This window comes from Gramella jeungdoensis, from assembly GCF_023805255.1.
GTDB lineage: Bacteria > Bacteroidota > Bacteroidia > Flavobacteriales > Flavobacteriaceae > Christiangramia > Christiangramia jeungdoensis.
Genome location: NZ_JAMSCK010000004.1, coordinates 515,001 through 529,683 on the forward strand (window position 1 = coordinate 515,001; position 14,683 = coordinate 529,683).

Below are 14,683 nucleotides of genomic sequence, written 5' to 3' on the forward strand. Positions count from 1 at the left end.
AAAGGTTTCTATGAAAAAGATTTATTGTTTAATATATATTTTATTTACGCTTCCCTTATTATCACAGGAAAAAGAAGGGATTACTCATTCAGGTCAATTAACAGGAAACCCTCCTTTTCCGATCGAAAATTATTCCGAATTAGATAACCCGAAATCCACTTCCGAAACTTTATGGAATAAAAAGAATAGAACTTTTGTAAGTTGGGCAAATACAGATGTGAGATATAATAAAGAAATTCCTGCCCCTATAGCCCTATCACAAGAAACCTTGCATCTTTCGGCCTGGAAAGGAGAGCAGTTGAATGCCCAATTAATTATTTCCGCTCACAGGAAATCACTAGAATTAAATTTTGAAATAAGTGATTTGAGTTCCAGTCAGAGTAAAATTGAAAGTAAGAATATTACGGGGGGTTTTGTACGGTACGTGATGACCGATGAGTTAAATAAGGATGGTAAAGGAGCTTGCGGCCCAAGGAATCATAAGGAATTTGATTCGACTCTGGTAGCAGATCCCATTGATCATCTTAACGATCGTTTATCTATTGCCAAAAACACCACAAGGCCAGTTTGGGTAACCATTAATGTACCCAGGGATATTACTAAAGGAAAATATACCGGTGAGATTAAAATTAGAGATGGAGATCGAATTTTAAAAAAGTTAGGTCTCGAAATAGAAGTTCTGGATCGAGTATTACCTAAGTCCGAAAACTGGAAATTTCACCTAGATCTCTGGCAAAATCCCTATGCTGCAGCCAGATATTATCGTACTGATCTATGGTCTGATGAACATTTTGCAGCTATGAAGCAGGATCTGCAGCATTATGTGAATGCTGGTGGAAAATCAATTACGGCTTCTATAATGAACCGACCATGGAACGGCCAAACTTATGACCCATTTCAATCTATGGTCACATGGCGTAAAACTATTGATAATAAATGGAGTTTTGATTTTACAGTATTTGACAAGTGGGTGGAATTTATGATGGACCTTGGAGTAAAAAAACAAATAAATTGTTATTCCATGGTACCGTGGCGACTGGCCTTTGAATATTTTGATGAAGCTTCGAACTCTATGAAGACCATAGAAACCAAACCAGGAGAAAAAGCATATAGTGAAATGTGGGGAGCCATGTTAAAGGCTTTCGCCACCCATTTGAAGAAAAAAGGCTGGTTTGGGAAAACCTATATATCCATGGATGAGCGCCCAATGGATGTCATGTTAGAAACAATTAAATTAATAAAATCAGCTGATAAGAACTTCAAAATATCTTTTGCGGGAAGTTTCCATAAAGAATTATTAGAAAGAATTGATGATTACTGTTTGGCCTTAGGTGAAAATTATCCACAAGAAATTTTAGGTAAAAGACAGAATCGAGGAAAAATAAGTACATTCTATACCAGTTGTGCTCACCCACGACCAAATAGTTTTACTTTTAGTCCTCCGGCAGAGACCGCATGGTATGGATGGTATGCAGCGGCGACAGGGCTCGATGGTTATCTTAGATGGGCGTATGCGAGCTGGCCTTTAGAACCTCTTTTAGACAGTAGATTTAGCACATGGGCGGCCGGAGACACTTACCTTGTTTATCCCGGCGGCAGGACTTCAATTCGATTTCAAAAATTATTGGAAGGTATTCAAGCTTATGAGAAAATTAAGCTTCTTCGAAGAGAATTTATAGAATCAGGCGAGAAAGAGGATTTAAAAAAATTAGATACCCTTTTAAATGGTTTTGCAAGTTCCGAGATAATAGAAAAGGACGTTGCTCAATCCATTAAAAAAGCTAACATCCAATTGAACTCATTCTAATAATCCTTTTGGTCCTGATCAATTTTCTATTCCGCTATTATCACCTCAATATTATGTTTATTGAGATCTTTAATTATCGTTGAAGTAATAGCGCTATCTGTAACAATTTTATCCACCTTATCAAAATCACATATAAATGCAAATCCAGCTTTTTTAAATTTTGATGAATCAGCAACAATTATAACTTCTTCCGCTATATCGATCATTAACTGATTTAAATAAGCCTCCTCCATGTAGTGTGTGAATACTCCATGATCCAGTTTTATACCATCGACCCCCAGGAAAAGCTTATTACAAAATAGCTGCTTGAAATTTCTTTCCGCCATTGGTCCTACTAGTGACATGCTAAACTCCTTCAAATAACCCCCTGGCATATACACATCTAAATTTTCGCAACTGGATAAATTATTTACAATATCCAATGCATTACTGATCACTGTTAAGCTTCTAAACTCCTTTAAATTATTTGATATTTCAAAAGTAGTGGTCCCTGAATCCAGGATTATACTATCGTTATCATTAATAAGACTTACGGCTTTCTTTCCTATTTTTCTCTTCTGCTCGAGATTAATTTTTTTCTTTTCGTTTACAGTGAAAAGTATATTATTTGTTTTAAAGGCTCCTCCGTGCGCACGAATAAGCAAATTATTCTTCTCTAAATTATCTAGATCATTTCGAATAGTAACCTCACTAACCCCTAATGACTCGCTTAATTCCTGAACAGTAACCTGACCTCTTTCATCAAGTTTCTCTAAAATAAATGATCTCCGCTGTGCTGTTTTTTTCATGTAGCTTTAAAATAATTCGGATTGCAATATAATAATATTGAATACAACCCACTAGAAGATAATTCAATTGGAATCGATACCACTCCAAAACAAAAGTTTGTTAATATTTTTTTAATAAAATGTATAACATTAAACAAAGAATACGTCCTCAATTTGGGTAAATATAATATCTTTAAAACTTTCATTTTGTAAAGAAAAAATGTTTTTTCCTTACGTATACAATTTAACAATAAAATTTAAATTTTTATGGTGGTCCTCGAATCTCTGGATTATTATTTCATTTTTGGCTTTTTTACCATAACTCTTATTATAGGACTTGTAGTCGCGAAAAAATCAGGAAAAAGTTCCTCAGAATATTTCTTATCCGGTCGATCCATGCCCTGGTGGTTATTAGGGATCTCAATGGTAGCCACAACATTTTCTACGGACACCCCCAATTTGGTCACAGATATAGTTAGAAATCAAGGAGTCTCAGGTAACTGGGTATGGTGGGCCTTCCTTGTAACCGGTCTTCTTACTGTTTTTGTTTATGCAAAATTATGGCGGAAATCAGGTCTATCAACAGACATCGAATTTTATGAGCTCAGGTATGGCGGAAAGCCGGCCAAATTTTTACGCGGGTTTCGTGCCATATACCTTGGAGTGATATTTAATATTCTTGCCATGTCAGCAGTAACCCTGGCTGCCATTAAAATTGGGCAGATAATGCTGGGTATAAGTCCATTAGAAACCATTGCATGGGCTGGATTAGTTACGGTTATTTTTAGTACGGTAGGAGGATTTAAAGGAGTGGTGTATACCGATTTTATATTGTTCTTTGCAGCAATGATCGGTGGTGTTGGAGCCGCTTACTATTGTATAAATCTACCTGAAGTTGGAGGTATGTCCGGATTAATGAACCATCCTAATATAGCTGACAAACTGAATATTATTCCAGATTTAAGTGATCCGGATCTGGTAATCACCTTACTCATTATTCCTCTTGCGGTACAATGGTGGAGTGCGTGGTATCCTGGAGCCGAACCAGGTGGTGGCGGATATATCGCCCAACGAATGCTGGCAGCTAAGAATGAAAATCATGCTATTGGCGCAACCTTCTTTTTTAATATTTTACATTATGCACTAAGACCATGGCCATGGATCCTGGTTGCCTTATCTTCTCTTATAGTCTTTCCAGATATTGCAAGTATTCAGCAGGCTTTTCCAAATGTCGCCGAGAGTAAATTAGGTCACGATCTTGCCTATTCGGCTATGTTAACTAAACTTCCAAGTGGATTACTCGGACTTGTATTAGCCTCACTAATCGCAGCCTATATGTCAACAATATCTACCCATCTTAACTGGGGATCCTCGTATGTAGTAAATGATTTTTATGCCCGCTATATTAATCCGCAGGCCTCTCAAAAAAGATTGGTGAACGTCGGACGGATTTCAACGGTTTTATTAATGACCATAAGTGCAGGATTAGCCCTTTTATTAACTAACGCTTTGCAGTTGTTTAATATTATTCTAATGTTTGGTGCTGGGACTGGACTTATATTTCTTCTTAGATGGTTTTGGTGGCGAATAAATGCCTGGAGTGAAATTGCAGCTATGATCTCATCAGGAATAATTTCTATTCTGTTCAATTTCACTGCATTGGGATCTTTCTTTTTTGGTATTGAAGATCAAGCTGGGCGATTTACCGAGGGTATTTTACCTTCCTGGTCTACCTATCCTATGGTCGTATTAATTACATCTTCTGTATGGCTGGCGGTTACCTTTCTAACTAAACCGGAAAAAAAATCTACACTCTTGAATTTCTATAAACGAACTGCACCGGGAGGACCAGGTTGGAAACGCATTATCAATTATGCAAATTCCAGAGGTAAGAATTTACAAGATCCGAATAAAGACTGGAATGTTCCAGCAGGCATTTTGGCAACTCTTACTGGATGCATCGTAATATATGGATCCCTTTTTGGTACAGGATATTGGATTTACGGAAGATACCCGGAAGCAATACTAGCAACCCTACTTGTTTTCATCTCGACTTTCTTCCTAATTAAGTTATGGGCCAAAATTAAAACAAAGGTTTTCTAGTACTATTAATGAGGATGTTTATTATGGCTGTGTCCCTTTTAATATAAAATTTAGAAAGGACAAGCAACTAATGCAGAATTACCGGAGTATCTCAAATGATGCTCCTTTAATTTAATAACCGCGAGGGTAGTCCTAGAATAAATTATGCTATTACAGGTTTAATATTTAGAATCTAAGAACTGAATCAATTTGGAAGAGCCCTATTTGAAAAGGTTTAATTAATATAATTTGCCTTTTTAAGCATCTTTTTCCACTTCAGATATCCTTTCTCACTTAAATGCAAACCATCATGAGTGTATTTTGGTTTTAGATACTTATTTTTATTACTCATAGCCTTGTGAAGATCTATGAATTTTACACTCAACTTTTCTGCAAGCTCTTGCAATCTGGCATTAGCTTCCATAATCTTTTGATGATTGCTTTTGTGTCCTGAAAACTTTTCCCCCACATTTGGATTGGCAGGCAAAATACTCTGTAAGAAAATTTCGGTATTCGGGGATTTTCTTTTAATAACTTCGAGAATCCTTGTGATTTGATTCACTACATAATCTATATCTTTTCCTCGGGCTAAATCATTAGTACCCACTAATAAAAATATCTTTGAAGGTTGTGATGAAACAACTTCCTCTAATCTAGCCAGGATTCCATCGGTTACATCACCACTTATTCCTCTATTGACAACATTCTTACCTGGAAATAAGTTCTTCCAATTCCCTCCTTCAGTAATGCTGTTTCCTAAAAAAATTATTTCATTTTGTGTGTCCGGTTGACTTTCAAACAATGCATTTCGCTGATAATAATGCTCCGAAAAGAGCTTATGGGTCTCGAGAGGCGCAAACGTGAACATCCAATTTTGGTAATCTGTTGCCGAAGGTACTTTAAAAACTATAGTATTAATTCCCTTTTGAAGAGTAACATTCACCGGTTTACGCGTCCAATATAATTCTTCCTGTGTCCATGGTATTTCCTGGTCTTCCTTAGTGGCCCATCCATTTTGTTTTGAAGGTTTCCAACCTGGGTTCTTCCATTTTGGAGCAGGTAATTCCTTCCCGTTTACCCATACCGTTCCTCCGTTCGCATCCCATTCTCCTGTATTTGGAATACCCGTATAAGTCCTATTGGCTCTCAGCGGTGTTTCAAAACCAATCCAGGCTTGTAGTATTTTATCTTCATCGGCTTTAATTTTAGAAATGGCATATACAGTGGTACCTTTTGAAGCCTCTGGAAAATATCCCCCTTGTTTAAAACGGTCTTTAATTATTATGGTATTTCCAACAGCTTTTTTCCACTCACTGGTGTCAATTGCGTGTCCATTTATTAGTTGAGTTTCTAAAATTTTCGCTTCATCTTTTGTTAAGGGATGAGAAAGCAACCACTCATTATTAGTTTGTTTCACATATTGAAAAGGCATACTTTCAAAATACCGCTGCTTATGATACATCAAATAATCTTCAAAAGCCTGTAAATAATAAAAGGCTTCAGTTCCTTTCCGGGGTAACATAGTAAGATATCGATCGGATGTTTTTGTAATATCACCGGTCCAGGTGGCCCAGGCATAGGTAAGTAAGGCAGGATATAAGGGATTCTGATCTATAAAATCATTTTGATTTTCCAAACGCACATCTGGCCATAAACTTAGTATTCCTCCCAATACCTCATTATTGGACTTATAACCTATTGGTTTAAACAATAATTTAGGAACCGCGGTCATTGGTTCGCTATTATTTATATAACTATTCCAGGAGTCTATTTCGCGATATCCTTCGTCTTTCAGATCTCCTGGTTTCCAGGTTTGCCTAATTACATTATCAGATACTTTTAAACCAGGATTCCAGACAATAACATCACGTTGGTGGTCTTGACAGAGTGAAACCATTTTATTCATAAAAGCCTCTGGATTCTCAATCTCAACTTCATCTGATCCTAAATGAATCATGGGTGCCAATTCCTTAGGAATCTCTTCAAAAAATTCATTTAGAATTTTCTCCAGTGCCATCATTCCTTTTTCGGAAGCCATGGTAAATCCCATTGCTTTTGTAAATGAATCACTATGACCAGGCATATCGATCTCTGGAATCACCGTAATATGCATCTTCTTGGCGTATTGGATCAGTTCTCTAATTTCATCATACGTATAAAATTTCCCTGGATTTCTTGTAGGTCGATGATTCTCAGCTTTTGTAAGTTCAGGATATATTTTACTTTGAATGCGCCAAGCTGGCCTATCCGTTAAATGCCATTGGAAGACATTCAACTTATACCTCGCCATAATTTCCAATTGTTCTTTCAGATTATCTACACTGATAAAATTACGCCCTACATCCAACATGAAACCCCTTATACCATGAAGGGGCGCGTCTTTAATTTCACAAAGCTGTATAGAAGTATGACCATTTTCTTTAGAACTCAGTTGGCGCAGGGTTTGAAGTGCATAAAAGCGACCAGGCTCATCCCTAAATCGTATTACAAGAGCTTCCTTTTCTACTTTTAAAATATATCCTTCTGCATCTATTTCGTTATCCTGAATAAACTTAAGTGTGTAATCATGCTCATCCCCGGACGGATGTTCCGTATTGAATATTTCTTTTATAAGTTGGATTGAAAATTCATCCAGTATATTTATTTCATCAATATTAATTTCATCCACTGTAATCCTACCCTCCATCCAATTAACTTCCCGGGGATGTGGAATTAATTTAACCGGTGCCTCTTTAAGTTCGCTTGCAGTAAATTTAGATTCAAATACTTCATCAGGTTTTTGTGAGAAACCAGTCGTCACAATTAGGATTAATAGATAAGACCACAACCTGATTTTATAATTTGTCTTTTTCATCAAGAAATTATATTCTATTGAACAATTGAAAATACTTGAACCGACTAAGGTTTATTTTTCAGCACGTTTTTTATTATTTGCAATGCTATATACAAGGTTCGAAGATACTTTTTGTTCTATAGGAACAATTAAGCTTATGATATACCCTGAAAGAACGCACACAGGAATAGCAATTAGCGGATAGATATAAAAATTAATATCTGTGTAGTATTTTACAAATACCAGGGATAAAACGCTTAAAATAGCTCCTGATAATGTACCTACCCAGTTTGCTTTCTTAAAGAAAATACCCAGCATAAAGATACCAGCCAGAGCACTACCAAAAAGGCCTACAATTTCCTGAAAAAAGAAGAATAAGGACGCGATTGGGAAAGCAGCCATAAATGCCGCCACTGTAGTCCCCAAAATACCTACGATTATAGTCACCCATCTGGCAACTTTCATCGTAGTTAAATCAGATTTGCCTTTTCTAAACCTTTTAAAGTAATCCACTGTCACGACCGTTGAAACGCTGTGCATACTACTATCCAAACTCGACATTGCTGCTGAATAGATCCCGGCAATAACCAGTCCTGCGACACCGGGAGGTAAATGGTCCGCGATGAATAAGGGGAATATTCCATCATTTTGCATCCCAACCTGCAAAAATTGGGGATTATCCCGGAAATAGACATATAAGAAAGTACCCATAAGGAAGATTAGTAAACCGGCAGGAATAGATATAATTCCATTCATCCAAATACTTTTACGAGCTTCTTTTTCATCAGAAGTTGTCAGATAACGTTGTACTACTGCCTGGTCAGTGGTATATGGAGCAAAGTTTAGCGCAAAGGTCCCTAGAAATAAAGACCACGTAACCACTTCAGTAAAGCTCCATCTAAAATCAAATAGCTGAAATTTACTATCCTCATATGCAGTAGAAAATATATATCCAACATCCCCAATATCAACAGCAATATAAATAAGTCCCAAAATGAGTCCTCCAATTAAAACGATTACCTGGATTACATCCGTCCAAATAACGGCTTCTATCCCACCCATTACCGTATACAAAATGGCCAAGATTCCCATTATTATTATTGCGAAATAAATATCGATCCCCACCACAGTAGACAGAGCTAAAGCTGGGAGATACACAACGATACCCATTCTTGCAAGCTGAAATAAAACAAAAGAGGTGCTCCCAAACATCCTAATAACAATATTAAATCGCTTTTCTAAATATTCATAAGCGGTGGTTATATTTAGGTTTCGGAAAAAAGGAAGATAATAGGTAATTATAATAGGTACAATAAGCAAAATTGTAAAATACCCAAGATATGCTTGCCAGTCGTAACTATAGGCTAAAGCAGGTTGAGAAAGATATGTAATAGCACTTAGCATAGTAGCGTAAATGCTTAACCCGGCTGCCCACCATGGGATTCGTCCCCCAGCCAAAAAATAATCATCAGTGCTTTTATTTCTACGAGAAAAATACCAGCCTATACCTATCATCAGGGCTAAATAAACGATTAATGTAGTATAATTTACCCATCCAAAATTAGTTTCTCGTGGGGTTATGTTTACCATTTGGACCTCAGAGGTTCGGACGCCGGGACTTATTTCTCCAAGGGGCAGCACAATTTCCTCTCCCCATTTTATTGCCTGAGTCACAACCTGTGATTTTCCCGGAATTTCTCCTCTTTTAGACCAGGTATCAGTAATTGTATGATAGGCCCATATGGTTTTCGAAAAAGAAGTGTTTTTAAAATTTTCTGTTATTTTTTCCTGTAAAGAATCAATTTCAATATTAACGGTGGAAGTATCTTGAGACTGAGACTCTAAATTTTGTATCTGTTTTTGAATTTCCAGCCTCTGAGACCAGAGTTGATTTTCTCCTCCAGCTCCACCAAAAATTAAAATATGTGCATCTCCTAATTTGGTGGCTGGAGCCGCCCCTAGGTAACCACCTTCAAGACCAGGGGTGTTATTTGATGGTATAGGATCCTTCTCACTCCATTTGTGAGATAATGGATTATAGTGCCAGACATCGCTCAAAAATTCATTTGGATCTGGGGAATTCGGATCGAAATGAGTTCCACTGAAAACATACAATACATTTGTTTTTCCATTATTTTGATTAACTACAACTGGTTGTATACGGCCTTTTCCGGGAAAATCGTCCAGTTTTTTCCATCCGGTCCTCTCAGAAAAAGATAAGAAATTATTTGTTGCTTTTTTTCCAGCTTCCTCTTGGCCCCCAACAACATAAATTTCATCATTTATTGCAGCTGCTCCCATACTGGCAAGTGGAATGGGTAGGGAAGGTTTTTCCTCAATTTCCACAACCTGCTTTATAGGATTCCATTTTAAAAGAAAAACATAATCATGAACACCAGATTCATTCATGCCTCCTATACACCAAATTCCCTCTTCGGTAACTACAGAAGCTCCATATGCTAATGGCTCAGGAAGTTTAAGTTTTATATTTTTACGCCATTGATATCCGTTTTTATCCTTTACAAGGACATAAATGGAATCATAATATTTTTTACTACCTCCATTCCAAACTTGCTCCTCCGGAAAATTTGCTCCTCCGGCCAAAATTAAAACATCATTATGAATGCCTGTAAAGGTTCCATTGAGTCCTTCTTTAAGAGGTAATTCAGCAATGGAATTCCAACCAAATTCTATTTTATTTTTCTGTTGAGCCCGGGTACTGACTGTTGATAAAACTATCAGAACACTAATAAATAGATAACGCAAATACTTATTCATAGAAATGAGTGTTAGAACCAATTATTCGATTTGGCTATAAATATAAAAAAAGATAATGTATTATGTATAACATATATAAATCTTTTGTTTTACTGAACCCTTATTTTAAAAGTGGATGCTGGTAAATTTTCGCTATTAATTAAATTTCCTTTCGAATAAGGTTCCCAACCATAATAAATAAAATCTGGTTTCTTGGAAGTAAAAATAACCACATGGTTATTTTCGATTTTAGCCGCTATAGGGTTTTCCCCATTTAATGAAAAGCCCATTAGTTCTTTATTATTACCTATTTTTAAGGAGTCTCCTACAAATTCAAATAAAATAACCACCTTATTATTTGCATATTCCGCCTTAACTGGAAGCGGTCCTGATTTTAAAATATTGATATTATAGATATCGTTCAACGCCCAACGCGCCAATCTATATCCAACGTCTCTCTTATTCCTGGGATGAACATCGTTTTTTGAACCAATATCGCTACTCACCGCCATTCCACTATGGGTAATACTCTCCATTAGAATCCGTTGTTGGTCCCTAAATTCAGGCCAGTAATTTGCTTGATAATTCGTAGTATCTATAGAAGATAACTGTACCCAATAAAAAGGTAAATTAGGACTTCCCCACTGTTTTCGATAATCTTCAATCAATAACTTTTGTAAACTTGGATATTCTTCCACGCTCGTCTTCTCCTGGGCGTTACTTTCCCCTTGATACCACAATATACCTTTTATAGGCATTTTCGATAAGACAGGAATACTGGAGGCATAAGCAAAACCCGGTTTATAGGAGTGATTTGGTCCTAAATCATCATAATGTATTGCTATATCCTGTACATTTTGTCGACCCCTCTCCCTTACCCATACTGGTAAAAAATCATTATATAACCAATCTCCATTCGTCTTTTTATTAAATTCAGGATGTTGCTGAAAGGTTTTAACTGAAATAAATGTTTCAATTGGGGCTCCTCCGATAGCCATGTTGATCAACCCGACAGGGATATTAATTTCTTCAATAATTCTTTTCCCAAAATAATAACCTACCGCACTCAAATTTTTTATAGCCGGCGTACCCCCTGTTTCCCATTTTCCGGAATAAAATTCTTTCGGAGTAAGGTGGTTTAAGGCAGAATCAGAATATTTCTCCGCATAAACCCCTTTGCCAATAAATTTAGTATCGAAAAATCGTAATTCGCTACCTGTTAAGTGTTTTCTTTCTTTCTTGAAATGCATTTCCAGATTTAATGGCCATTCCATATTGGATTGTCCCGATAAAAGCCAGACATCTCCAACCAGTATATTATTTAAAGTAATGGTATCATTTTCCGAAGATATACTAATCTTTCTAGGCTCAAAACTTGCTTCTTGTTTAGGAAATTCAACTTCCCATGTAGAATCATTTGCTACACGAGTTTTTTTCACCTGGGAAGAAAATACGACTGTAATTTCCTCTCCAGGGGCACATGTACCCCAAATTGTAATCGATTTCTCTCTTTGTAAAACCATATTACTACCAAAAAATTTTGGTAATTCAATCTGGCCGCTGGTTTTAAGACTTATCAATATAAATACACTTATAAAAAGAATTCGTTTCATCTAACCGATATAAAAATTTATGTTAATTCTTCTCTACATGAACAATTCAAGAAAGTATGGGGTTAGGAATGCCGTTATAATTCCGTTGAAACACATGGCAAGACCACTGTACACACCTGCACTTTTACTATATTCAAAGGCTCGGGCGGTTCCAATTCCATGGGAAGTTGTACCCAGGGCAGTTCCTATAGCTCCTTCACTGTAAATCCCCAACCCTGTTAAGAACTGGACCCCGAGTACATTGCCAAGCACACCTACCATAATTACCATCCCTGCTGTAATTTCAGGTATACCTCCTACTAGTTTTGTAATCTCAATAGCAATGGGGGTGGTAACTGATTTAGCAGCAAGAGATTCAATTAAAATTGAAGGGGTATTTAAAAGTAAAAGAAGAAGAATCATACTCAGGATTCCGAATGCACCTCCTACTGTTACACATAAGAGAAATAATTTGATTTTATTCTTGATTTCAGAATATTTCTCATAAAGAAAAACACCCATAGCTACAACGGATGGTCCCAGAAAATAGGTGAGAATTTTACCTCCCTTATTGTAACTTTCAAAATTAATATCTCCGATTAAAAGAAAAGAAATAATGATTATAACAGAAACCAATACAGGGTTTAGAATGTTATAATTCCAATTCTTCCTCAATTTTATTACAAAAAAGTATGAAATAAGCGTTAAGGCTATTCCAAATAAAGGATTTTCAAATGAAAGTTCCATATTACTCGAACTTCTGAAATAGAAATGCCGTACCATAGAGGGTTATGACACTACTTATGAGTACCGCACTTACGACAATTATCAGATCATTTTCTATGATCGTATAATAAGTCATTAATCCCACCCCATAAGGCACAAAGAAAAGAGCGAGATATTTTAAAAGAAAATCTGATGCTTTTTTGACATGGACCAGACGTATCCAGTTCAATCGAAGGCTAATAAAAATAAAGGCCATTCCCAATATACTTCCGGGAATTGGAAGCAAAAAAATCCTTTGTATCAATTCACCAAGCCCCCAAAAGATACCCAGAAAAAAAAATGATTTTAACATTTGGCTTGCTAATAGCAAAACCCTAAATAATTCGTTAAAACATTTAGGGTTTTGATGTTTTGTCTCATTCAGATCTTTAATGAATTATTGATCAGACTCTTCTTGACTATTATTATTTTCTTTAGGATCATTAAATACATGCTCGGCATAATTATACCCTAAAGCTTTGTACCGCTCTTCTAATTTAAAAAGCCTCTCTTTAAAGTCCTCCCAGTTTCTTTTCTCCATGGGTGACCAAACGACCTCTGATAGAGCACTCATTCTAGGCAAAACCATATATTCTACATAATCGGATGTCTTCATATATTCTGTCCACACATTTCCCTGAGCTCCTAAAATATGTTTCTTTTTATCCGCTGCCAACGTATCCGGTGTAGGTTCAAAGGAATAAACTTTTTTCACCGGTGTAAAACCACCAATGGCTAATGGCTCTGATTTTGGATCTGCCTGATAGTGATCAAAATACATATGAGTTCCTGGTGTCATAATAACGTCATGGCCCTGTTTTGCAGCTTCTATTCCACCCTGCATTCCTCGCCACGACATAACAGTGGCGTTCGGAGCCAGGCCGCCTTCCAGTATCTCATCCCAACCAATTATTTGTCTACCGTGGCTATTTAAGAACTTCTCTATTCGTTGTATAAAATAGCTCTGTAATTCATGTTCATCCTTAAGGCCTTCTCTCTTTATTACAGTCTGGGCCTGCTTACTTTCTTTCCATTCTTTCTTTGGAGCCTCATCCCCTCCAATATGTATATATTTGCTGGGGAAAAGGGCCATTACCTCCGTTAATACATCTTCAAGAAAAGTAAACGTCTCTTCTTTGGGAGCATAAATTTGATCAAATACTCCCCACTTAGTGGCAACCTCATAAGGACCTGTATCATTTCCTAACTCTGGATATGATGCCAGAGCGGCACGGGCGTGGCCCGGCATTTCAATTTCCGGAATAATCACAATATGTTTATCTTGTGCATAGGCAACGATTTCTTTTACCTCCTCCTGAGTATAAAAACCACCATATTCTTTTCCATCACCTTTATAGGGGTCAAAATTCTTTTCAATCATTGTTTCCTTTCTCACGGAACCGACTTCAGTGAGTTTTGGATATTTCTTTATCTCGATTCTCCAGCCCTGATCCTCTGTCAAATGCCAATGAAAACGATTCATTTTATGCATGGCCAGGAGATCAATGTACTTCTTTATAAAATCAACAGGAAACATATGTCTACCTACATCCAAATGCATCCCTCTATAGGAATAACGAGGTTGATCTTCTATGTAGACTGCAGGAATAGTAATTTCATCAATACCTTGTTTTTCAGCTGATGGGGGTAATAACATTCGCAACGATTGAATTCCATAAAAAACACCTTTAGGTGTCTTCCCAGTAATATTAATTTGATCATAATTGATCTTTAAAGAATAACCTTCTTCTGGTAAGTTATTATCGAGATTAAGAATTATGGAGTGCTTATCTTCTTCTAAGTTATTAGTTAAAAATACCTCCTCATTAGAAGCAGTTTTTAACAGCTCAGATAAATACGCCGCCTCTTTTTCTAATTCAGCATCCTCATATACTATTTGAGTGGTTTCATCTAAAAGAAATCTTCCCTCCTTTATATCACTTTTTTTTGGCAAAGGAATTATAGGATAATCAACTTCGGAGTTCGTAATATTTTTATATTCTTCGTAAGATCTTTTTTGGTTGCAGGAAGTATATATAACTACAAGGCATAAGATTCCCAGAATTTTTTTCATTTCAAG

General features: G+C 36.5%; 9 protein-coding genes. 2 read left to right on the forward strand and 7 right to left on the reverse strand.

The annotated features are described in order from the left end of the window. Positions 1 to 10 precede the first annotated feature (10 nt). Positions 11 to 1,807: a DUF4091 domain-containing protein gene (locus tag NE848_RS13285; RefSeq protein ID WP_252114381.1), complete on the forward strand. Its 1,797-nt coding sequence runs from the start codon at positions 11 to 13 to the stop codon at positions 1,805 to 1,807. Positions 1,808 to 1,833: 26 nt separating this feature from the next. Here the strand turns inward: NE848_RS13285 and agaR are convergent, their stop codons facing one another. Then, positions 1,834 to 2,595: a transcriptional repressor AgaR gene (gene agaR, locus NE848_RS13290; protein ID WP_252114383.1), complete on the reverse strand. Its 762-nt coding sequence runs from the start codon at positions 2,593 to 2,595 to the stop codon at positions 1,834 to 1,836. Between the two features lie 246 nt (positions 2,596 to 2,841). Here agaR and NE848_RS13295 point away from each other — a divergent pair, with 246 nt between their 5' ends. Then, the gene (locus NE848_RS13295) at positions 2,842 to 4,677 is read left to right on the forward strand and encodes a sodium:solute symporter family protein (RefSeq protein WP_252114385.1); all 1,836 of its coding nucleotides are present in this window, start codon (positions 2,842 to 2,844) and stop codon (positions 4,675 to 4,677) included. A gap of 214 nt (positions 4,678 to 4,891) precedes the next feature. On the opposite strand, the gene NE848_RS13300 is transcribed toward NE848_RS13295, so the two are convergent. The 6 genes from NE848_RS13300 to NE848_RS13325 all read right to left on the reverse strand — a co-directional run bounded on the left by NE848_RS13300 (position 4,892) and on the right by NE848_RS13325 (position 14,677). Beyond that, positions 4,892 to 7,510: a family 20 glycosylhydrolase gene (locus NE848_RS13300; RefSeq protein WP_252114387.1), complete on the reverse strand. Its 2,619-nt coding sequence runs from the start codon at positions 7,508 to 7,510 to the stop codon at positions 4,892 to 4,894. Positions 7,511 to 7,561: 51 nt separating this feature from the next. After that, the gene (locus NE848_RS13305) at positions 7,562 to 10,267 is read right to left on the reverse strand and encodes a sodium:solute symporter family protein (protein WP_252114389.1); all 2,706 of its coding nucleotides are present in this window, start codon (positions 10,265 to 10,267) and stop codon (positions 7,562 to 7,564) included. Positions 10,268 to 10,356: 89 nt separating this feature from the next. Beyond that, complete coding sequence (locus tag NE848_RS13310; RefSeq protein ID WP_252114391.1) at positions 10,357 to 11,859, reverse strand: sialate O-acetylesterase; 1,503 nt, start codon at positions 11,857 to 11,859, stop codon at positions 10,357 to 10,359. Positions 11,860 to 11,892: 33 nt separating this feature from the next. Beyond that, complete coding sequence (locus tag NE848_RS13315) at positions 11,893 to 12,585, reverse strand: LrgB family protein (protein WP_252114393.1); 693 nt, start codon at positions 12,583 to 12,585, stop codon at positions 11,893 to 11,895. Position 12,586: 1 nt separating this feature from the next. After that, on the reverse strand, positions 12,587 to 12,916 hold the full coding sequence (locus NE848_RS13320; protein ID WP_252114395.1) for a CidA/LrgA family protein: 330 nt from the start codon (positions 12,914 to 12,916) through the stop codon (positions 12,587 to 12,589). A gap of 84 nt (positions 12,917 to 13,000) precedes the next feature. Beyond that, the gene (locus NE848_RS13325; protein ID WP_252114397.1) at positions 13,001 to 14,677 is read right to left on the reverse strand and encodes a beta-N-acetylhexosaminidase; all 1,677 of its coding nucleotides are present in this window, start codon (positions 14,675 to 14,677) and stop codon (positions 13,001 to 13,003) included. Between the last annotated feature and the right edge of the window lie 6 nt (positions 14,678 to 14,683).

Coding starts and splice junctions, on each gene's coding strand:
- NE848_RS13305 (WP_252114389.1), bottom strand. CDS start 10,267: ATGAATAAGTATTTGCGTTATCTATTTATTAGTGTTCTGATAGTTTTA.
- NE848_RS13315 (WP_252114393.1), bottom strand. CDS start 12,585: ATGGAACTTTCATTTGAAAATCCTTTATTTGGAATAGCCTTAACGCTT.
- NE848_RS13295 (WP_252114385.1), top strand. CDS start 2,842: ATGGTGGTCCTCGAATCTCTGGATTATTATTTCATTTTTGGCTTTTTT.
- agaR (WP_252114383.1), bottom strand. CDS start 2,595: ATGAAAAAAACAGCACAGCGGAGATCATTTATTTTAGAGAAACTTGAT.
- NE848_RS13285 (WP_252114381.1), top strand. CDS start 11: ATGAAAAAGATTTATTGTTTAATATATATTTTATTTACGCTTCCCTTA.
- NE848_RS13325 (WP_252114397.1), bottom strand. CDS start 14,677: ATGAAAAAAATTCTGGGAATCTTATGCCTTGTAGTTATATATACTTCC.
- NE848_RS13320 (WP_252114395.1), bottom strand. CDS start 12,916: ATGTTAAAATCATTTTTTTTTCTGGGTATCTTTTGGGGGCTTGGTGAA.
- NE848_RS13300 (WP_252114387.1), bottom strand. CDS start 7,510: ATGAAAAAGACAAATTATAAAATCAGGTTGTGGTCTTATCTATTAATC.
- NE848_RS13310 (WP_252114391.1), bottom strand. CDS start 11,859: ATGAAACGAATTCTTTTTATAAGTGTATTTATATTGATAAGTCTTAAA.